General features: G+C 57.8%; 23 protein-coding genes and 1 pseudogene. All 24 read right to left on the reverse strand.

Going from position 1 to position 19,029, the window contains the following annotated elements:
• Nucleotides 1–386 (reverse strand): AMP-binding protein (locus ACRDCA_RS15980; protein WP_438690418.1); only part of this gene is annotated, 386 nt, incomplete at its 3' end.
• Between the two features lie 391 nt (nucleotides 387–777).
• Nucleotides 778–1,001 (reverse strand): annotated as a pseudogene (locus ACRDCA_RS15985) (transposase); the annotation flags it as partial.
• Between the two features lie 145 nt (nucleotides 1,002–1,146).
• Complete coding sequence (locus ACRDCA_RS15990) at nucleotides 1,147–1,542, reverse strand: acetyltransferase (protein WP_438690419.1); 396 nt, start codon at nucleotides 1,540–1,542, stop codon at nucleotides 1,147–1,149.
• On the reverse strand, nucleotides 1,539–4,388 hold the full coding sequence (locus tag ACRDCA_RS15995) for a conjugative transfer ATPase (protein ID WP_438690420.1): 2,850 nt from the start codon (nucleotides 4,386–4,388) through the stop codon (nucleotides 1,539–1,541). The genes ACRDCA_RS15990 and ACRDCA_RS15995 overlap by 4 nt, the downstream gene beginning before the upstream one ends.
• The gene (locus tag ACRDCA_RS16000) at nucleotides 4,388–4,813 is read right to left on the reverse strand and encodes a TIGR03751 family conjugal transfer lipoprotein (protein WP_438690477.1); all 426 of its coding nucleotides are present in this window, start codon (nucleotides 4,811–4,813) and stop codon (nucleotides 4,388–4,390) included. Before ACRDCA_RS16000 ends, ACRDCA_RS15995 begins: the two co-directional genes overlap by 1 nt.
• A gap of 26 nt (nucleotides 4,814–4,839) precedes the next feature.
• On the reverse strand, nucleotides 4,840–6,342 hold the full coding sequence (locus ACRDCA_RS16005; RefSeq protein ID WP_438690421.1) for a TIGR03752 family integrating conjugative element protein: 1,503 nt from the start codon (nucleotides 6,340–6,342) through the stop codon (nucleotides 4,840–4,842).
• On the reverse strand, nucleotides 6,335–7,243 hold the full coding sequence (locus tag ACRDCA_RS16010) for a TIGR03749 family integrating conjugative element protein (RefSeq protein ID WP_438690422.1): 909 nt from the start codon (nucleotides 7,241–7,243) through the stop codon (nucleotides 6,335–6,337). The genes ACRDCA_RS16005 and ACRDCA_RS16010 overlap by 8 nt, the downstream gene beginning before the upstream one ends.
• Nucleotides 7,240–7,911, reverse strand: a complete 672-nt coding sequence (locus ACRDCA_RS16015) for a PFL_4703 family integrating conjugative element protein (RefSeq protein ID WP_438690423.1) — start codon at nucleotides 7,909–7,911, stop codon at nucleotides 7,240–7,242. Before ACRDCA_RS16015 ends, ACRDCA_RS16010 begins: the two co-directional genes overlap by 4 nt.
• Nucleotides 7,908–8,273: a TIGR03750 family conjugal transfer protein gene (locus tag ACRDCA_RS16020; RefSeq protein WP_438690424.1), complete on the reverse strand. Its 366-nt coding sequence runs from the start codon at nucleotides 8,271–8,273 to the stop codon at nucleotides 7,908–7,910. Before ACRDCA_RS16020 ends, ACRDCA_RS16015 begins: the two co-directional genes overlap by 4 nt.
• Before the next feature lie 11 nt (nucleotides 8,274–8,284).
• A complete protein-coding gene (locus ACRDCA_RS16025; protein WP_438690425.1) occupies nucleotides 8,285–8,650 on the reverse strand; it encodes a TIGR03745 family integrating conjugative element membrane protein in 366 nt (121 codons plus the stop codon).
• 63 nt (nucleotides 8,651–8,713) lie between these two features.
• Nucleotides 8,714–8,956 carry a TIGR03758 family integrating conjugative element protein gene (locus ACRDCA_RS16030; protein ID WP_438690426.1) on the reverse strand — a complete coding sequence of 81 codons (243 nt, stop codon included), beginning with the start codon at nucleotides 8,954–8,956 and terminating at the stop codon, nucleotides 8,714–8,716.
• Nucleotides 8,956–9,285: an RAQPRD family integrative conjugative element protein gene (locus ACRDCA_RS16035; RefSeq protein WP_438690427.1), complete on the reverse strand. Its 330-nt coding sequence runs from the start codon at nucleotides 9,283–9,285 to the stop codon at nucleotides 8,956–8,958. Before ACRDCA_RS16035 ends, ACRDCA_RS16030 begins: the two co-directional genes overlap by 1 nt.
• Nucleotides 9,286–9,520: 235 nt before the next feature.
• Complete coding sequence (locus ACRDCA_RS16040) at nucleotides 9,521–10,279, reverse strand: TIGR03747 family integrating conjugative element membrane protein (protein ID WP_438690428.1); 759 nt, start codon at nucleotides 10,277–10,279, stop codon at nucleotides 9,521–9,523.
• Nucleotides 10,260–12,374, reverse strand: coding sequence for a type IV conjugative transfer system coupling protein TraD (traD, locus tag ACRDCA_RS16045; protein WP_438690429.1), 2,115 nt, complete (start codon nucleotides 12,372–12,374; stop codon nucleotides 10,260–10,262). Before traD ends, ACRDCA_RS16040 begins: the two co-directional genes overlap by 20 nt.
• Complete coding sequence (locus ACRDCA_RS16050) at nucleotides 12,371–13,147, reverse strand: hypothetical protein (protein ID WP_438690430.1); 777 nt, start codon at nucleotides 13,145–13,147, stop codon at nucleotides 12,371–12,373. The genes traD and ACRDCA_RS16050 overlap by 4 nt, the downstream gene beginning before the upstream one ends.
• Nucleotides 13,144–13,779, reverse strand: coding sequence for a restriction endonuclease (locus ACRDCA_RS16055; RefSeq protein ID WP_438690431.1), 636 nt, complete (start codon nucleotides 13,777–13,779; stop codon nucleotides 13,144–13,146). The genes ACRDCA_RS16050 and ACRDCA_RS16055 overlap by 4 nt, the downstream gene beginning before the upstream one ends.
• Entirely contained in the window at nucleotides 13,776–14,288 is a 513-nt protein-coding gene (locus tag ACRDCA_RS16060) for an integrating conjugative element protein (RefSeq protein WP_438690432.1), read from the reverse strand. The genes ACRDCA_RS16055 and ACRDCA_RS16060 overlap by 4 nt, the downstream gene beginning before the upstream one ends.
• Nucleotides 14,289–14,290: 2 nt before the next feature.
• Entirely contained in the window at nucleotides 14,291–14,983 is a 693-nt protein-coding gene (locus tag ACRDCA_RS16065; RefSeq protein WP_259190459.1) for a transglycosylase SLT domain-containing protein, read from the reverse strand.
• The gene (locus ACRDCA_RS16070; RefSeq protein ID WP_438690433.1) at nucleotides 14,962–15,672 is read right to left on the reverse strand and encodes a TIGR03759 family integrating conjugative element protein; all 711 of its coding nucleotides are present in this window, start codon (nucleotides 15,670–15,672) and stop codon (nucleotides 14,962–14,964) included. The genes ACRDCA_RS16065 and ACRDCA_RS16070 overlap by 22 nt, the downstream gene beginning before the upstream one ends.
• A 10-nt stretch (nucleotides 15,673–15,682) precedes the next feature.
• The gene (locus ACRDCA_RS16075) at nucleotides 15,683–16,426 is read right to left on the reverse strand and encodes a hypothetical protein (RefSeq protein WP_438690434.1); all 744 of its coding nucleotides are present in this window, start codon (nucleotides 16,424–16,426) and stop codon (nucleotides 15,683–15,685) included.
• Nucleotides 16,423–17,049 carry a pilus assembly protein PilL gene (locus ACRDCA_RS16080; RefSeq protein WP_438690435.1) on the reverse strand — a complete coding sequence of 209 codons (627 nt, stop codon included), beginning with the start codon at nucleotides 17,047–17,049 and terminating at the stop codon, nucleotides 16,423–16,425. Before ACRDCA_RS16080 ends, ACRDCA_RS16075 begins: the two co-directional genes overlap by 4 nt.
• 138 nt (nucleotides 17,050–17,187) lie before the next feature.
• Nucleotides 17,188–17,622 carry a DUF29 domain-containing protein gene (locus ACRDCA_RS16085; protein ID WP_013060261.1) on the reverse strand — a complete coding sequence of 145 codons (435 nt, stop codon included), beginning with the start codon at nucleotides 17,620–17,622 and terminating at the stop codon, nucleotides 17,188–17,190.
• A 78-nt stretch (nucleotides 17,623–17,700) separates the two neighbouring features.
• Nucleotides 17,701–18,201, reverse strand: coding sequence for a single-stranded DNA-binding protein (locus tag ACRDCA_RS16090; protein WP_438690436.1), 501 nt, complete (start codon nucleotides 18,199–18,201; stop codon nucleotides 17,701–17,703).
• 70 nt (nucleotides 18,202–18,271) lie between these two features.
• Nucleotides 18,272–18,739 (reverse strand): STY4534 family ICE replication protein, encoded by a 468-nt coding sequence (locus ACRDCA_RS16095; protein ID WP_438690437.1) that lies wholly within the window; start codon nucleotides 18,737–18,739, stop codon nucleotides 18,272–18,274.
• Nucleotides 18,740–19,029 lie beyond the last annotated feature (290 nt).

Raw genomic sequence — 19,029 nt, forward strand, 5'->3', positions numbered from 1 at the left:
TGCAAAGCGTCCCCGAGTGCCTGGCATCCTGCTGCGTCAGCCAGCACAAGGACCGGTGCCGTATCGGCAAGAATGAAAGCCAGTCGCTCCCCTGAGTTCTCTGGGTCGAGCGGCACATAGGCTCCGCCTGCTTTCAAGATCGCCATCAGGCCAACAATCATCGCAGGGGAGCGTTCAACACAGATCGCTACATGTTGGTCAGGTCTGACGCCTAAAGCAATCAGCCGGTGCGCCAGTCGATTGGCCCTGGCGTTGAGTTCGTCATAGCTCAGTGTCTCTCCCTCAAAGACCAGTGCTGCGGCTCCAGGATTGCGTGCAACCTGAGCCTCGAATAGATGGTGAGTACACAAATGAACAGAATATTTAGACGGGGACTGGTTGTACATTTTTGTCTCCATAATCGAATAAACAACCATATCAATCACTTGTAGTTATATGATGTAAGTGCGTATCCACGAGATATTATCTATTGAACCCTGCTATACGTCTCAAATCATCCAGCAGCAAAATATTGACTGTTAGAACGTATCACCATCTATTACATAGAATAGGAGCATCAATTGATTCCATCTTGAGAGTGTCATCGCACATAACCCGCATCGGGGTAACTATGGTCAGTATAGGTCAAGTTCGTCAAGATGGTGTAAATTCAGCGCCAGCTTTCTGTTCTGGTAATGTGCCTGTTATGCGTTAATCGCCAATGTTTCTCTGCAGTCTGCTCTATCTCCGCCATGCTGCGTTGTGGCAGGTATCCCCATAGACTGGACCAAGTCATCCTATCCAGGCTTCCTGGATAACCGCGTTGAGCGCCTTCTCAGACAACCTGCGGCCTCCAGGAAAGAGGGAAAGCACGAGCCTTCACGCAGCCTAGAGATACGCAGCTCCAGCGTGCCGAGCCGGGTGTTGTACTAACGGTCACGATAACCGTTGCGATAGGTTTCACGCTCATCACTGCGTTCATGGGGCTCCGCGTTGATGCGCTGAGTAACATCAGCTTCCATTTAATAAAACTGCATATATTTATATAAATATGACAAGAACAGTTTATTAATAGGTCAACCGTGAACTTCCTTGACAGTTACCGATCATAAAAAACCGGTCTTAAGACCGGCTAAAATGAGGCTACTCAGAAAATTGTTTATCCGCCTAATTAACCGTTAATCGCTCGCTCAGGTGGAGAAGCAGGTACACCACATCCGCCGCATCAGGCACGGTGACATACCAACGCGGATGATCGTACTCCTCCGGCTGGGGCCACAACGTACTGCCGGTCACCGTGATCAGCACATCGATGCAACGCCCCAGTCGGCCCTCGAGATGCAACGCAACGCTGGTACGACTCCCGATGCGATGCGGGTGGGCAGTAAGTTGAACCGGCCCCAACAGCCGATCGCGGATAGCCGCACAGAACGTCTCAAGCCGCCGCGCATCCGTTTCGCTTAAGGTGGCAACGCCCTGCGGAGGAAGGGTAAACAACGACGGTTCACGACAAATCTGTCCATGCGGTCGAACAACAGGTTCCGGGTATTTCAGGGTCATCATGCTACCGCTGCCTCCCCGTTCGCCGCCAGGCCACGCAGGCGGTCAAGCTTTTGCGCCACCTTGCGGGCCGCCTCGAGCTCGCTGCAGCCAAATTCCTGCATCAGCGCGCGGCGCTCGGACTTCTCTTCTTTCTCGGTCATCCCCAGTGCCAGATACAGGCTCGGCGGTACCGCACGGAACAGCGCCTCGAGTTTTTTCGACAGCACCACGCCTTCGGTATAACAGCCGGACAGCTTACTGGCCGACAGCAGCACCGCTTTTTGTTCCTCGGTCAGGGCTTTGAAACGGGCAATGTCGTTGACCTCCTCCGGCGGCATGGTCAGACAGACCCACCACTCCGCCATGTTCAGCATCTTTTCGGCAATGTCCGGGAAGTCTTTCAGGTTCTGTGTCGCAAGCCACAGCCAGGCGCCGAGCTTTCGCCACATCTTGACAATTTTCGTCATATACGGCGCCAGCAGCGGGTTCACCGTCACAATGTGCGCTTCATCCACCGCAAACACGATGTCCCGCTCCGAGTACTGGTCTCGTTCGGCAATGTTGTTGATGGTGTTGGTCAGGCTCACCATCGTCAGCGCCATCTGCGCCTCATAACCCTCACGCGCCAGATGCCCCAGGTCAATCAGGGTCACATCCGCCTCTGGCCACAGGCTACCTTCGCGGTTAAACAGCTCCGCCTCGAAGCTGCCTGCCTGGGTGAACATGCCCAGCGCTTCGGCCATTTCGGCCGCTTTCGCCCGGCGCTGGACGTTACGGATATCACTCCCTTCGTCTTTGGATATGGCGTACAGTGCCTTCTGCAGGTCTGCCGGCAACATCTGCCGTCCTTCGTCATAGGTCTGCCGCGCTGCCATCAGCAACGCCTCACGGATCATTGCCCGGTCAGCCCGTTTTAACTCCGCTTCTTCCTTCTGGTCACCGCCGGTGATCATCATGCGCGCCGAGATCTCCATCTCCCCCAGGTAATCGCGTTTATCCTCATCTTCGTCATCCGCATCGATATCGCGCAGCTCACTTTCATCCAGCTCCAGTGAGCTCAGTTCCTCGATAAGCTTATGTGCGAAAGAGAACGGCGGCAGAGACACGCCACTGCCCGGTTTGATGCTGACTTTATTGACCGTCAGCCCCTGGCTTTCAAAGTAATCAGCCAGCAATCCAAACGAGTTACCCGCCTCAGCAATGAAAAGACGAGGACGATGTACCGCCATGGTTTGCGTCAGCGTGGCGCACAATGTTGCAGACTTCCCCGCGCCGGTCGGCCCAAAATACAGCATATGGGCATTCTGGCTGCGGTCATGCTTGTTGAGCGGGTCAACCGTGAGAATATCGCCACCGCGGTTGAAAAAACTCAGGCCTGGATTGCCCGTTCCTGTTTCACGACCGGTCACCGGTAACAGGCCGGCAAGATGCTGTACCCAGGTCAGGCGGGTGTACCAGTGTTTCTTGTCCGTCTCCGGGTTAAAGCACATCGGCAGCGCCCGCAGGTAGGTATTGAGCGGCGCCACATCAAACTCCGGCCTTACCGGCTGCAGCCTGGCACCGAGCAGCACGTTGGTCAGTTCGACACGCTTGTGATTGAGCGTGGTCAGGTCGCCGGCGCGCAGCAGGAAAGTGATGCCGGCACGGTACAGCTTGTGGCGATTACCCAGGTATTCCTTGACCTGCGCCACGTCCTGACGCACGCGGCCGGACTCAGTATTCTCTCCAACAGCATTTTTCGACAGCTTGTTAAAATCGTTTTCCAGCGTGTCCTGCGGCTGCACCACGATGGTCATGCACAGCATCGTCCCTTCCGGAAACATATCCATCAGCGCGTTGATTTTTTTCTCGCCACGCCTCTTCTCTCCGGTGATTGTGCCGGGCTCTGGCGGGCGGCGCAGCTTTTCGACCGGAATGGCGCAATGCGCCTGATTATCGAACCACCACACCCCCTGGTCCGGATCGGATACGGGCGGGGTGAACAGCAGGGTTTCGGCAAAGTCATTCTGCACCGGCATGGCGCCTACCGGCGTGTCACGGCTGTCAAAATAGGCGGCGTCACGGTACAGGACCCCTTTATCCACCCACTCCGGGCTGGGGTTAAAATGACGCAGCAGCCAGTCGTGAACCTGGCCGCCATTTTGCCGCACACACACCACGCCTGCTCCGTTCAGCGCCCCCGTCACGCGCTCACAGGTCTGATTCAGCATGGCGATCGGCGGCATCGGGTCGGTATTGCCCTTGCCAATCCAGCGATACACCACCATGCGGGTCCGGCGTTGCTGCCCACGCCATGGTTGATCGGTGATCAGCGTGTCCTTGAACAGGCCTTCCGGACGGGCAATACCGCGCATATGGCGCTCGGTTTCTTTCAGCCAGGACTCAGACAGTTGAGAGCCCTGCGCATGCGGCTTGATATACCCTCTCAGCCGGTCAAGGTACGCATCGACGTTGTTCTCATCCTGGCAAAAGAACTGCACGACCCAGGGGTTTTCGTCATGCTCGTCAAATGAGTCCTGCAGCGCGTCTTCCACCGTGTCGCGCATTTGCTCCAGGCGATCGTCAGTGCGTCCTTCGGTTGCCACTGGCGTAATATCGAATACGGCCCCGACGGACACACCGTCATCCAGCAAAATACACTGCTCACGGTCGAGAAACTCCGCCCAGGGCAGGTAATCAACGATGGAAGGATTGGCGTGATACACCTGTTTCTCATCCTTTACCGTCATCTTGCCCGGGCGCCGTAACGGTTCACGTCCGTCAACGGACAGCGGCACGCCGTCCTCGGTGGCGATCACGGTGTCCTGGACAACTGTTGCCGGCGTCTTGCGCGTCAGGCGCTTTTTATCAAACAGGGAAAATCGCATCAATAGGCCTCCGTCCGTTCACCCGGCATCGCATACTGCACCTGGCTGTAGAACGGGAACACGGTGCTGTACCCCGGCACCGGCGCGTTTCCGTCCGCCAGGTGCGGGAACACGTACATCACCAGGTCGGGGTTCGGCAACCGTGGGAACTGCTGGCTGATTTCGCTTTCCTGCGTGCGGCTGTAGCTGCGATCGCTCGCGGCTGTTGCCTGGCTTTCGCTCTCGGTGAGCGGCCGGCGCAGACTGTCGCGCGCTGCTACAGCATTGCGCGCCGTTCCACCGCCATCCTCACCCTGCCACAATTCCAGCATCGAGCTGTCGCCCGGTGGCAGCATTTCCTCTTTCGACGTTGAACAGCCGGCCAACGCCATGACGCTGACGATGGCAGCGGTCGCCAGGACTCGGTTAAACAGGTTTTTCCGCATGATTATCATTCTCTTATAAGCAAACGTTAATCCAGCCCGCCGGTGCTGCCGTCTTCGCTAGGCAGGCTGAAGTCGTCGTAACGCACCTTGCGCCCTTTGGTCTCAAAGTCGATCGCCAGCTGGCGGGTAATGTGCACGGCCAGCTTCTGACCCGGCGGAACGTACACGGCGTCGAACATCATGCCGTAGCGCTCACGCACCCAGTCGGCGGTCTCTTTCATCCCGCCGGACAACGCCTTGCCCAGCACTGCCTGGCCGGCATTACCGGTCATGGTCGAGGTTATGCCATTCACATTGTTTTGCGTGGTGTATTGCCCCTGACTGATCCCTTCCCCGGCGGCGCTGGCGGCCGACAAGGCGGCGATCGTCGGCAGGTAGGTCGAGGCATTGGACTTACGCTCTCCACCGATGCACGGAATGCCGTTGTCATCGGAGATCCAGCCGATGCCGGCGGTGGTGCTGACATCCTTTGCATTACTGCCGGCATTATTGTTACTGCCGTTGGCATTCATATTGGTGTTGGGTTTTGGCAGGGTTCGGACCGTCCCGTCCGCAAACACGAAGGTGATGCTGTTGATCTGACCGCGCACGCACGACAATGTCCAGTCCCCGCTGGCGGTCCCCGAGACAATCGCCCCTTCCACGTCCGGCAGCTCGATGCCGTTCGCCGTCAGGTTGTCTTTGCCAATCATCAGCTTGAAGGGATAGGGATCGGTCACCGTGCCGTTAATCGGCACGCGGCCCAGCAGCGCCGTCATGGAGCGGCTGCCCACCAGGGTGGAATTCTCGGGCAGGGTAAACACCGGCTCGGCGTTCTCCTCCGCCCCTTTTTCATTGGTATGCCCTTTTACCTGCTGCTCATAGGCGGCTTTCTGGCGCGTGATGGTGTTGTCCGACAGGAACGACGTCGGAAACTGTGGGCCGTCTTTGACGCTGTTCGGATTACGCGGATCGGGCTCTTTCATGTCCTTCGGTCCGACCCACATCAAGCCATCCTGGCCAGGCGCCGCACTGCCCTCGCCGGCGCCCATGCCATCCAGCCCCAGACCGAGCGGGATATCGCTGTCGCTTTTAGCCTTGTCTTTGTTCCCGGCCAATTGTTCGGTCAGCGTCTGGATTTTCCCCATCAGCGTCTGCTGCTCCTGCTGGAGCTGCTGCTGGCGCTGCTCGGCCTGCTTCTGGAAGCCGGCCACGGCCTCATTGACCTGGCCGGACACATTGGTATTGCGCTTGCGCAGCGCTTCGTTTTCTTTCAGCACCTTGTCAATGTTGCTTTGCAACTCGGCCTGCTGGGTTCGGGTGGTACGCAGGGTGCCCACCAGGGTACGCAGCGTGTCCTCCGGGGTATCCCCCTCCACGCCCAGCGCCCGCAGCTCTTCCGGCGACATGCTGGCCAGCACGTTATGCGCCTGCTGAGTCTCCTCCTGTGTTTTACCGCCGCTGCAGGCTTTGAGCCCGACGACTATGGATGCAGCCAGCACGCCGAACACAATTACCTTCGGCAGCATGTTGGATTTCACCTCAGCCATGATTAGCCCCCTTCTTCACCGCTTTTACGGCTTTGCGAACCACCGACGGCTCCGCGACAAACGCCCCGTCCGGGCGACCGGACGTGACCAGATACAGCGTGGTGGTGTCTTCCGGCGTGCCAACGGGTCCCAAATAACGGTGCTGGAACGTCGCCGTCACAAACTGCCCCTGCAGTACCCGGGGATCGAGCGTGATTTTGCGGCCGGCGGTGTTTTGCACCTTCAGCGCCACCACGTTGCGGCTGCCAATACCCCAGCCGCCCAGCGGCGTGATGGCCACCGGCTCTGACGGGTACAGTGTGGTGATACGTTTCGGCAGGTGCAGGTTAACCGGATGAATACCCGGCACCGCTTCAACCGTGCGCACCGGGCCGTACAGGCTTTGTGCTGCGTAACGTGTCAGGACGACCGGCAGCGGCGCGTTGTATTTGACTTTTTTACGCTTCGCCTGGGTGCCGTTATCCGCCCCGGGTGCCGCGGTGTTTCCCCCTGAAGCAGCAGACGTGTCATTACTGCTGCTGACCGATGTCACGTCACCGCTGTAGAAAATGCGCACCGGTTCGGCCGGGCCTTTGTCCGATGCCGTCACATCGAGGAGAATAACCTCCCCGTTCTCCACGTCCTGCAGTTGCAAACGGGTTGAGGGGAAAGCGGCATCAGCTTTCAGATAAACCGCACCGCCGCTGCTTTGCACCCGCAGCTTACCATTCAGCGCCGGCGGGAAACCGACGCGCACATTTTTATCGGCAAACAGCACCCGCTCCTTGCCGACGGCCAGCGGGATTTGCAGTGGGATACGCTCCCATTTCATCAGCTCTTCCGCCTGAGTAACCGGCACGGTGAACGTCGCCGCCAGGGGAAGTACACTCAGGGAAAGCGCCAGAACACGTACTTTCATCATTGGAATACTCCTTTTTTCTCAGATGCGGGTTCCGCCGGCGCCGCAGCAAGACGCTGTGGCATGCTGTCGTAACAATCCAGGGCCAGACCGAACTCATTACGCTCCGGATCCCCTTCTGCGCGCACCACTTTCAGCGGGTAACGTGTCAGTGCGCGTTTCACCGGTTCACCGGCAAAGGACTCATCCGCCACCAGGTCAAGGCGCACCACCCAGTTATCACGGCTTTTGACCGTCACCGGGCTTTTGTTATAGCGGCCGTTGTAGCCATGCTCAGGGATTTCGAATACCACGCGCGTCCTGCCGGCGAGCTCGCCGCTTTCGCTGCGCTTTTTGGCATCCGCCTTCAGGAAACGTGCGCAGGAGTCCGTCAGATAAGGGGACAGCGCGGCAATTTTGGCCGGGTAATCTGCATCACCGTTCTTTGGCCAGGCATTGAGTTGCTGTAAGATATAAAAGCCGAAGCTGTAGACCGTGGACGGAGGCACCTCCCACCAGGCGCGGGTAGAGCCGCTGCGCAGGTCGGGGGGATTATGGATAGTCAGGTTGGCTGGCGCCCGCATCCAGCCGATGCTGGCCACCAGAAGGAAAACAACCAGCACGCCGCAGGCAACACGCAACGTGAGAATATGCTGGTCGCGGTTTTTAACCGCATGTCTGAAACGGCTCATGTGGACCTCTTAACAACGCGGCTGCGACGCAACGACCAGCCCTGTTTGTCGATAATCAGGGTGGGATCACCCCACCCCATACGACGTTTACGCGCATCGAGGCGCTGCCAGATATAATTCTCCGGCTTACCGCGCTTAAGGCGCGTCAGCCGGCTGCCCCCAAACCAGATGACCAGAAGCGGCGTCACCAGCATGCCGGTGGGTATCACGACCCAGCCGGCAAGGGGAAAAAACGGCAACGACACGAGCAGACCCAGCCCTACGCCCGCCAACGCCGCCAGTCCCATCTCCGGGGTGGTAAAGCCCCGGAAGACGACAGGTTCGGCATTGAGGCGGTCAGGTAAAAATCGGATAGTCTGCATGGCGGGCCACCTTAGAACAGGATCTCGGCGGACTTGCCGACCAGCCAGATAACCGCAACCAGCAGCACAATACCGACCACGATGATGGCGCCGAACTTACCCCAGTTGGATTTACCTTCGCGCACCTCATGGAAGGTGGAGATCGCAGAGTTTGCTACCACAAGAAACGCCACTGCGGCGGCAACCAGCCCCAGGATGACGATGCCGTCCTGAATGTAACCTTTGAGGGTATCCATCAGCCCACCACCACCTCCGGAAGACGGCGGCTCAACGCTCGGCAGTGCAGCCTGCGCCGGTTGACTGGCGGCATAAGCCAGAGAAGTCGCCACCGCGACACGCGCAGAAAAATGACGGAAAAGACGAGCTACAGCATTCATAAAACATTCCTTTTTGCAGTGTGAAATTAATAACGTGTAAAACGGTCCAGCGTCTCACCAGGGTCAGTTGGCAAACATCCAGGTAACAACGAGCAGCAACAACACGAGCCTGACGGCAAACTGCACCATTGCCGCGTTGCGAACCTTTTCGTTGCTCCATCCCTTCCAGATATCGGTCAGCGCCCAGGCAGCCCAGACAAACAGCACCGCGAGCAACCCACCGATGCAAATCAGCGACAGGATATTGACTTCAACGCCGCCGCTGGCGGCCTTGAAGGCCTGTTCCTGAGCACCCGTCATGGCCATCAGGGGCGCTCCCGACGGTAGTTGCCGGCCACCGCACTGCCATCACGCGGTTGGGCACGCGAGGGTTCCAGATAGCGGTCAATGCCGGCATTGATGGTCTTGAGATCGGCGGTAGCGCGGGCATAGTCGAAGAAGAAACGACCGCGCTCCGACGGGTCAGCCTGAACGGCGGCAACACGCGCACGTTCAAGTGCTGCCTGCACCTGAATCAGCATGCGCCGGGCAGAGGCCAGCTCATCTTTTTCAGCAGCAAAGGCAGGCAGTGCGGTCAGCAAAGTCAGCCCCAGCAAACAGCCGGCACCGAGACCACGTACAACGGGGATAGACATATACAACACTCCTTGATGATTTAGGGTGCTCTCAGGGTGCGACAGATGGGGCGGGAGGTCAGCGGATAACTCTTTATGGAATTCTGATAATTTTTGAGCCTGGGGAAGAGCATAGAGCTAAATTGGAGGGTTTTTAAGCCTGGGAATACTGCCGCGCCGCACAGCGGCTTGTCTGCTGACGGCAGCGCACAAAAGCCAGTTTTGTACGCCGCCGTCCAGCCTGGATTTCAGGCAGCTACAAATATTTCTTAAACGACGCTGTCGTCACTGTCACCGCAATACCGAGCAGGATAGCGGCCGGCAACAGCAGCAGATTGGGGTATACCGCTGTTGGCCATGACAGATACAGCATGCAGGGGATATACACCGCCGGCTTCACCATCCGCTTGGCATGATGGTACACAAAGCTCGACTCATAGCCGGCACCATAGCGCCGAATATCACGCCGCCCCAGCCCCTCGGTCAGCGCAACCAGAACCACCAGGATAAACAGCGGGATGGACAGCACCAGAATGGTCACTCGTACCAGGGTAATCACTGTGACATATACCGTTGCCATCAGGTACTCTTTAAGCGTAACGGCCAACCAACCGCTCCAGCTATTCAGCTCCCTGGCAACCGCATTCTGGCTGTGTACCTGCGTGTCATACGCACGTTGGATCCAGTCCAAAAAGCCACTGTCCACGAAGGTCCATTGATACGCCACCATAATCCAGCGGGTGACGGTCACCGAAGGTTCGGACAGCAGCAGGCTGCGTGTAAACTCAGAGGACAGGTACCCCAACTCGGTGTTCATCACCGCTTCACTGTGCGACGCGCCAAGCTCTGGCCAGAAGAATGCCATCCCGACATATTCGATCACCAGGCTCACCAAAAGCGAAGCAAAGAACATCCCGATCAGCATCCATGGCCAACCCCACAGCACATTGTAAAACAGCCCATGCTTACGGGGTTGTACGGGCTGCTGGGGCTGATTATTCACCGCTTGCGACATTCAGCCCCCCTTTGATGGCAACATCCGGCATTACCGTGCTGGCTGACCACCAGGACTCGCTGGTACGGTAGTTGCGCTGCATCTCCTCGGCAATCTTCTGCAGGTTGGCCGGCATCAACGCATCATCCCTGTCACCGCTGGGCAGTGGCATCCGAATTTTCCACAGCTGACCACCTTCCAGCAGCGCGAACGCCTGCCCTTTCGGCAGGTTAATCACATCCGCCGGGGCGAGCAGTGGGGCTTTCACGGTACCGACACGGTCCTGGGTGTTGGAGGTAAAATCCTGTCCCTTCTCCACATCGGCCGTATCGGCATGCCCCGATACCAGGGTTTTGGTGTAGATATCCACTTCCGGCAACTGTGTGGTAAGTAACTGCGCGGTCCGGTTCTCACGCACGCGGAGCATGATCAGGGTATTGAAGTTACCCGTCACCTGGGCTGCTTTGGCGGTACTGCCGATGCGTGCCTCGATATCCGACTCGGTTTGCGTGTAGGCCGTCACCTGCATACCGGCGCCACCGCCTTTGTTGATAAGAGGGATAAATTCGTCCCCCATGAGTTCGTTGAACTCGTCACAGTGCAGGTTGATCGGCAGTTTGCCGTCTGCCCGGGTCGGCAACCCGCCGTGCATGCCGTGTTTATAGATATGGCCGGCCACGGATACCAGATCGGCAAACATGCTGTTGCCGACAGCAGAGGCGACCACCCCGTCCGACAAGGCATCCAACCCCACGTAGACAATACCGCGCTTGCGGATGACCTGCTCCCAGTCAAAAATGGGCCTCGGGTCGCTCATATCCATATAGTTTGGTGCCAGGAGTTCGGCGGTCTTGCCAGTGGTAAGTTTTTCCAGCAGCGGCAACAGGGACGCCACAATTTTATCGAAGTAGGTACGGTCATAACGGACGGCTGACCGCAGGCCATCGAGAATGGGGTCATACAGCTGCTTGCCGGCCTCGGAACTCAGCGCCATTTCCACCGCCATGATTTTTATCGCGTTCGGCTGGCCCTGCATATTGCGCGGTACATCGTCCTCCGTCAGTACCTGCAGGCTGTTGTCGATTTGTTGCTGCAGCGCCGGCATACGTGCTTCTATCACTTTCTTCGCGTAGGTCTCATACAGTTCACTGATGTTGTTCACATACCGGGTGATCAACTGATAGTCCGGACGCTGCCCCAACGCGACCAGGGCACGGGCCACGATGTTGACGAATCGCCAGGCAAACTCGCGAAATGCCGCACTGTTGCCCTCCCCGCTTAACTGCCCGGAAATACGCCCGGCCACTTCCGACACGCGCTCGAAGCGTCCGACGGCGTTATAGCGTGCCGAGATGTCGGGCCAGCCCAGATGGAAGATAAACAGCTCATCCCCGCGACCGGCACGGTGCGCTTCAGCCCAGACCCGGCGAAGCAAATCCGCATCCCCTTTTGGATCAAACACGATGGTGATATCACCGCGGCGTATGTCCTGGGTGATCAACAACTCAGCGAGACGCGTTTTACCCACTCGCGTGGTGCCCAGCACCAGGCTATGCCCTACACGTTCGCCCAGCGCCATCGAGACATCGAGTTCATCGGGTTCAATGCCGTGAATGGCCGGGTTTCCCCCAACCGGTGGCAACGGCCGCACCGGGTTCAGCGGTGAATCCGTGCGCAGCAGTTGCGACAGCCACGGCAGGGTATATTCAGTTTTTAGCTCCAGACGGCGTGCCATCTGGTACAACTGCTGCGGCTGTACGTATTTTTCCACTTCCGGACGACGGGTATCCATCAGGCGCTGGGTGTGTTTTTGCTGCCAGCGGAAACCCCGCCCCAGGAACAGCCGCTGCCTGCTTACAGGGATCTGTGCACTGGTCATGACATAGCGCGGTAACCGACGCAGATTACGACGATAACGGACCACCCGCAGACCCTGCCGTGCCCGTACCGCGGACAGCACCGCAAACGCGCCGGCGGTGACATAACTCACTGACGGTGCCAGGGCGACCGACCAGGGAGCAGCAAAACAAATCGTGGCCGCAGCGCCGGCAACAATGGCCGTATTCAGTTCGACTGCCGGGCGCAGCAGCGCTTCCATCACATGACGGTTACTCATGATGCGCCCCCCTTACCAGGGGCAAACAGGCGTTTCCACCAGGAAACCTTCTCCGGTGTGGCACCCGGCTTGAGGTAGCGAATTTCAAGCTGGCGACGTAATTGCTCCGCTTCCCCGGCCTGATGCAGGACAAACCGCTGCTCCCCATCATTGCCGGTCGTATCATCCAGCGTCACCGTAACATCAGTCTGCCAGGTGTCCACTTTCCAGCCGGGAGTATCATCACGGGAAACCGGCACCCGGCATGCTAACAGTGCCAGATACACACCCCGCGACCGCAATACCGACACCATCGCTGACAGGGCCTCACACGCTGTCATAAAGGCGTGGTCGACCTGATACTGGCTCAGAGAGACATTGTGCAGTTGCGTCACGCCATACCCCTGCAGATGGAAATAAAAGCGCGCCAGGCAACTGCGGTGATTGCCATCCGCGCTAACATACCAGTCCAGTCCGTCAAGACTGACAAAGCTCATCCCGTGATGGGGTTGTGTGGCTTCGGTGTAATAATCCGGGTTGCTTTCAATAAGCGGGATGTTGATATCCATGCGTTTGCCCCGGTGCAACAGGTCAAGCCAGCTCATCCCGGCATACTGCGGGTGGTCGGTGCCCACGATACGGAACACATTAAGGCTCCCCCGGTCAGTCCAGTAATGACGGGTGATAAAATCTTCGGCCTGCCGGTACCCAACCCGACTCCAGGGCTCAATCTGCGTACCGGCCCAGGCCGGCTTATTCGCTGACACCCGTTCAATAAAAGGCTTGTCGTTCATGACACTCTCCCTTCAGAGACATTGGATATACTCCGTTTGGTTATCGTATTTCCTGATAAAAAAGACAGCCACTCCGCATTGCCTGCAAGCAACGCAAGCAGCTTTTGGCCACTGACCAGGTGGACATGGGGATGGTTCTGCAACAAAACCCGGCTCAGTTGACCGGTACGGCCGGTATGAATGAAAAAACCGTCGCAATGGTGATATCGCAGCAACGCACCAAAACTCGTGATATGGGACGGTGTGATCGTCCGGCCGTAACGTTTGGCCTGGATGAGGTAGGTCTTGCCTTCGATAATGACCTGACCGTCCAGGCCGCCGTCGCCGCTGTAGGAGGTATTGCGGATAACGGCATACCCCTGACGCTCAAACGCCAGGAGCAACAGCTCTTCGAATACACAGGGATTGATTTTGCGCAGGTAGGCCAGACGCTGGCCATCACCGCCCAGCAGCGGTAAGCGCGCCAGCACCCGCGTGGCCGTCGCCTGATATCGGCGGTGGCGCCGACGGCTGGCCGTCTCCCGGCCACGGCAGTTCAGCCCCATCATGACAGCAACAAACAACACTATCAGCACAACCGTCAGCACAGGGTTTACCATCAATGCTGCGGTGATGTGTTGCGCCGATATCATGGTGAAACCTGTTGTGACAGACCGGTATCGGTGATCAATACCGGGTAATGTGCCAACTGCAGACGACGCGCCAGTTCGCTGCCTGATGCCGGCGCCATCGGCACCCCCGGCGCCAGCTCACGCAGTGCCTGCAGTGCAGGCAGGTTACTGACGTTAACGACGAGACCCGCAGCATGCCGGGATTTGAGTTGTTCCGCATTCGCCTGCAGCCAGAGTCGGCTGGCGTCGTCATCACCCACAATAAACAGCGAACCAATCCCGGGCAGTTGCAGCGGGCGCGCCGCTACCACACCCGGGGTCAGTTCCGGTGTCGTCACCGGCAATACGGCCACTTCAACTTCATCAGCAGAGACAGGGGCCGGCGGCGCTGCCGCGTCACCCTGCCGATTAATCCCCTCAAAGTAGGGTGATGCGTCATCGCCACCGATATCAGCGATGACATTCAGGTTGGCCAATGCCGTGGTGGTCACCAGACTCAGGCCGAACAGCAGAAAATTCACTTTTTTCATGATTATTGGCTCCGTGGTTCAATCCAGGTCAGCGCTGCCGTTTGTGCCGGTAACGCCGTGGGCGTGGGGGTTGAACTGGCCACCCGGGTCGGGGCAGATGCCCTGCCGTTCAGGCGTGCCAGCTTGCCGCTCACAATGGATTTATACCGGGCTGCCGGGGCACCGCCGGCAGGGTGGTGGTAACACCCGGCAGCAACCAGCCAACTCCCGGGGTTGCGGTCATAACATTCCCGCAGGATGGTCGCCGCCGCGTTGAGGTTGGTGTACGGATCAAACGCCGCCCAGGTCGATGTGAAGTGATGGCCGTTCCAGCCCAGATTGACCTGGGCAATCCCGACATCAATACGTTTGCGAGGATGTGTTTTCAAAAAGCGCTGCAGGGCTTCCCAGGCCTGCAGACGGCTGGCGTAGCGGTACCCTTTGCCTGCCACGTTTATGGTCCAGGGCCAGGGGCGCTCCACATCCGGGGCCGGACCGGCCCCGCGGGTCACCGAGACAATGCTTTTCGGCGCCATCGAGGTCTCGGCCAGCGCCACCGAATACAGGGATTCCGGAGGGACGCCGTGACGCAGTGCCACCTCCCGGTAGCCGGAAGGGACCTGCTGGGTGGACGCATGAACGGTTGCCGCCCCCCCGCAACTCAGGAGGGCGAACAGGGGCAATAGCCCCCGGGTCAGAATGCGGCGAGTGTCCATCCGTTTTCCCCTTGTTGCAGTACCACCGGCATCAGGCCGTTGCCGAATTTCATCCAGCGGCCACCGTCATGATTGAGCGTGATTTGACGTGCGCGCACCTTGTCGACGGGAATGTGATGCACCTTCGCCCAGCTACGTAGCAGGCTGTCATCCCCTTTACTGTCGACGAGGTAAATGTCAACCGGCCGGTTATCTGCCAGCACCGCCGCCAGTCGTGCATCACACTGGCCGCAGTCTTTCGCTTTCACGAATAGCGCCAGTCGCCCGCCGGTGTCGTGTGCAATACCCGCGGCGTTGCCCATATTGACCGGCAACACGCCGAGGCGCTGCCAGGCCGCATCCACCTCATGCTGGAACTTGAGTTCTTTCTCTGTGCGGACAAACTCCTGCTTCACCCACAGCTGTGCGTACTTTTTACGTTCGGCGTCGCTCTGAGCCTCAATACCAAGGGCGGTTAACGGATCAAGCCCCGGGGACTGTGTCCCGCGGGGACCATCCATCAACTGCTGATAACGCTGGTACTCTTCCCCACTGAGGCCCCACTGCTTGCCCTGCTGCGCCGTCTTGTTGGCCTGGCTCCGCTGAAGCTCACTCAGGGCAGACTGGCTGTTCTCGATGGACGTCTGTTGCGCCGCCTGTGATAACGGGCTCAGCAGCACCAGGGCAATCACGCTGTATTTCAGTTTCATTATCGTCTCCTTACTGAGCGCTGACGGTCTGCAGGCTGCCGTTCACACGAAATGTCGCCTGCCCGTAGCCGGCACTGACCAGGGTCCAGCCGGCGACCGACTCCCCTTCCCCGATTAACCGCACCTGCGACAAATCACTGAACCCCTGCGGCGCCACAGCCGCAAAGGCCGACGTCCCGCGCTGCTCCACCCCGGTCAGCACGAATGGCGCTTTACGCACCACACGAGGAACCGCATTACGCGGGGAGGATTTAATTGGCGTGGGCTTGTGCTTTGGGATGATTTTGGCGGTGGCTGAAGGTGCAGCGGGTACGTCCGTTGAGGGTGCTACAGTCGGTACAGGCTTTTCAGTCGCTGACTTTTTCACAGACTCAATGCTGTCTTTCAGCGCATTTAACTCAACCTGTTGAGCCTGCAGCTGTTGCTCAAGTTTCTCCAGTAGCCCATTGGTTAGCGTCAGCGCCCCAATCTGCCGCATGAGCGAGTCCTGGCGCTCAGCCAGGCTTTTAAGCTGCTTAGCATGCGCCTGCAGCTCATCGGCCATAGAGTTTATGCCATCCTGCGGCGCCAGTGCTTTCTGTGCCTGCTCAAGTAGGGCAATACGCTGGTCGACATGCCTGATAGCCCCTGAACCGACGAGGCCAGCAACCAGGACAACAACAACGCCGGCCGTTGCCCCCCAGAAGGTCTTGCTGCGTAGCAACCCTTTTTTTGCCGACGTCATCGGCACCCTGTTTTCATTATGCTCAGTCATTTTTTCAGCCACCCGCCGGTTGCCGGTACCGCGTTAACAGCCTGAGGGACAATGACCGTCGCAGCAGGACGTGCTGAAACAGCCCTGGCCGGCGCCACCGGCGGAAGCTGTGTCGCCGGCAACTGATACCCGTCACGCAAGCTGTGGCAGACAACACGCTGTACGTCGTCTACCTCAAGCTGCCACGCAGGGCCGGCCAGTACCTGCAGCGCGGTACGCAAACGCATCGGTCCCAGCTGGTACTGCACCGCCGGCAACGCCTGGCGGTACAACACGCCGTTTGCCGGTCCGGTCGCGCACAGGGAATAGCCCGACTGACGCAGCGCATAGCGCAACGCATCAGCAACCGTCGGTTTGACGGACGCCGGAATACGGATATCGATGATTTGCGAGAGCGGATCACGCTGAACGGCCGCTGGATCAGTGCTGACCAGTAAATAACGGTCGTAGCGCACCACCTCCGGCGCCTGCCCGTAGGCATCCGGACTGACCGGCTGAACGTTGCGGGTGACGATGACAGACGGCGTGACAGGGAAAATATCACGCTGCTGCAGGGGCTGCTGAGTAACGCACCCGGTCAGCATGAGTGCTGCCAGGGATGAGACGAGAATTGTTTTTTTCATCCGGAAGGTTTCCTGTTCAGTGACAATTGACAGGTGTCACTGTGCGGTTACCGGACGAGGTGCTCAATTAACAACTCTTTATTGCAAAATAAAAAAAAGCGCCAACCAAAGGTCAGCGCTCATACTGTCTATCCAGATTTACTGCTCTGGGTAGAAGTCTTCATCCAGGATCTGAATCGAAGACCAGACACAATTATCAGGGAAACCATCGAGGCCAGTCTCTTCTGCCGCATTTGCGACTGCATCAGACCACACCTCTTCGAGCCATTCCGCGTCTGCAAGGCAGACTTTCAGACTTGGCGTCTTACGTATACGCAAGCGTACTGATTTACGCTGCTCTTTTATTGTTCGCTGCCAGCTTGAGCCACGACGCCCCGGCTGAAATTGCCACTTCAGAAGATGAGCCAGTAAAACCGCCATCCGGCTGGCCAGTTCGCGCTTTTCACTTTTGCCCACGTCCTCAATCTCCTCGGCAATGTTTTCAATATCCAGCTGGCTGAGTTTACCGGCGCGCAGTAACGCCGCCTGTTCATTCGCCCAGGCGACCACGTCGGTATCGTAACGAGTTCCCATGGGAGCCTCCGGTAAGTAGAAAGAAAAAACTGCACACAGCAGACGCTATATGCAGTATGTCAATGAATGTCATCCAGGTCAAAATGGGATGTCATCATCAAAATCCATCGGCGCGGCATTCCCGCCCGATTGAGCTGGCTGGGGTTGCTGGGCCGGCGTACCGCTGTGCGAGGGTTGCTGAGGTTTCCCCCAACTGCCCTGGACTGATTGTCCGGCGATGGCAGGTTGCGAACGCCCACCCAACATCTGCAGAGTGCCGCCAATGTTGACGACGATTTCAGTGGTGTATTTTTCAACACCGGCCTGATCGGTCCATTTGCGTGTCTGCAGGGAGCCTTCTATGTAAACCTGCGAGCCCTTACGCAAATATTCACCGGCAATTTCGGCAAGCTTGCCAAACAACACGACACGGTGCCATTCGGTTTTTTCTTTCTGTTCACCGGTCGCCTTATCTCGCCAGCTCTCAGAGGTCGCCAGGGTAATGTTAGCAACCGCACCGCCATTTGGCATGTAACGGACTTCCGGATCCTGGCCAAGATGACCGACAAGTATAACTTTGTTTATGCCGCGAGACGCCATAATCGAATCCTCATAGGGAATAGAATTAGAAAGGGAAAAACGCCCCGAAATCGAGGCGCAGAGGGCGTTATCAGAAAGAGTTTTCCGCGTATTGTTGCTGTGCGGAACCTTGCTGAGGCGGCGTAGAGTCGGATTTCTCAGCCTGATACACCTTTTCCTGACCGATTTTGATCCAATCGACCTTGATAAGGCGGGCTTTGAGGCTGACGCGCTGTTCACCGGCATGTTCGCCGCTGTTGAGCGTGAAGATGTCCGTTTTGGGATTGCTGAGCACAAAACCAATCAGGACCTTTTTGTCTTCATCAACCGACTTTTGACAGCGGTTGATCAGGCTGCTGGCTTCTTTACCGGCGACCGTTACATCGAAACGCGTGTAACTGGCGTTATCGGTAGGACCTGAGAGTCCATTAACGACACAGCTGATAAAGGTGCCATTCGGGCCATTGACTTGACGAATGTTGCTGAGGTACCCCATGCCCTTGATAGTCAGGTTGAAGTATTCAGTTTTGGTGGATGCTTGTTGAGTTTGAGTAGACATGATGTTTTCTCCAGGAGTAAAGATTCGGTGACGGAGAAATACACCTTCCCCGACGGGAAAGTGTTTCCCGTCGGGAGTCTGCAAAGTCGTACGGCAGTGCAGACTGTCTTGATTGTGAAATGGACCTTCATCACCGTTAAGTGATCCCCGTTCTCAAAGGCTAAACGGAGTTACCGCCACATGGGCTCCCTCTTTCAGGCTACAAGGTTATTTGCAGTCACCCGAAGGCGTTTCTCACAGACTGCTGAAACTTTGGTTGGCACTCACCCGAAAGCGCTTCTCACAGAGTG

Origin of the sequence: Serratia sp. (in: enterobacteria) (assembly GCF_051654945.1) — a bacterium.
GTDB lineage: Bacteria > Pseudomonadota > Gammaproteobacteria > Enterobacterales > Enterobacteriaceae > Chania.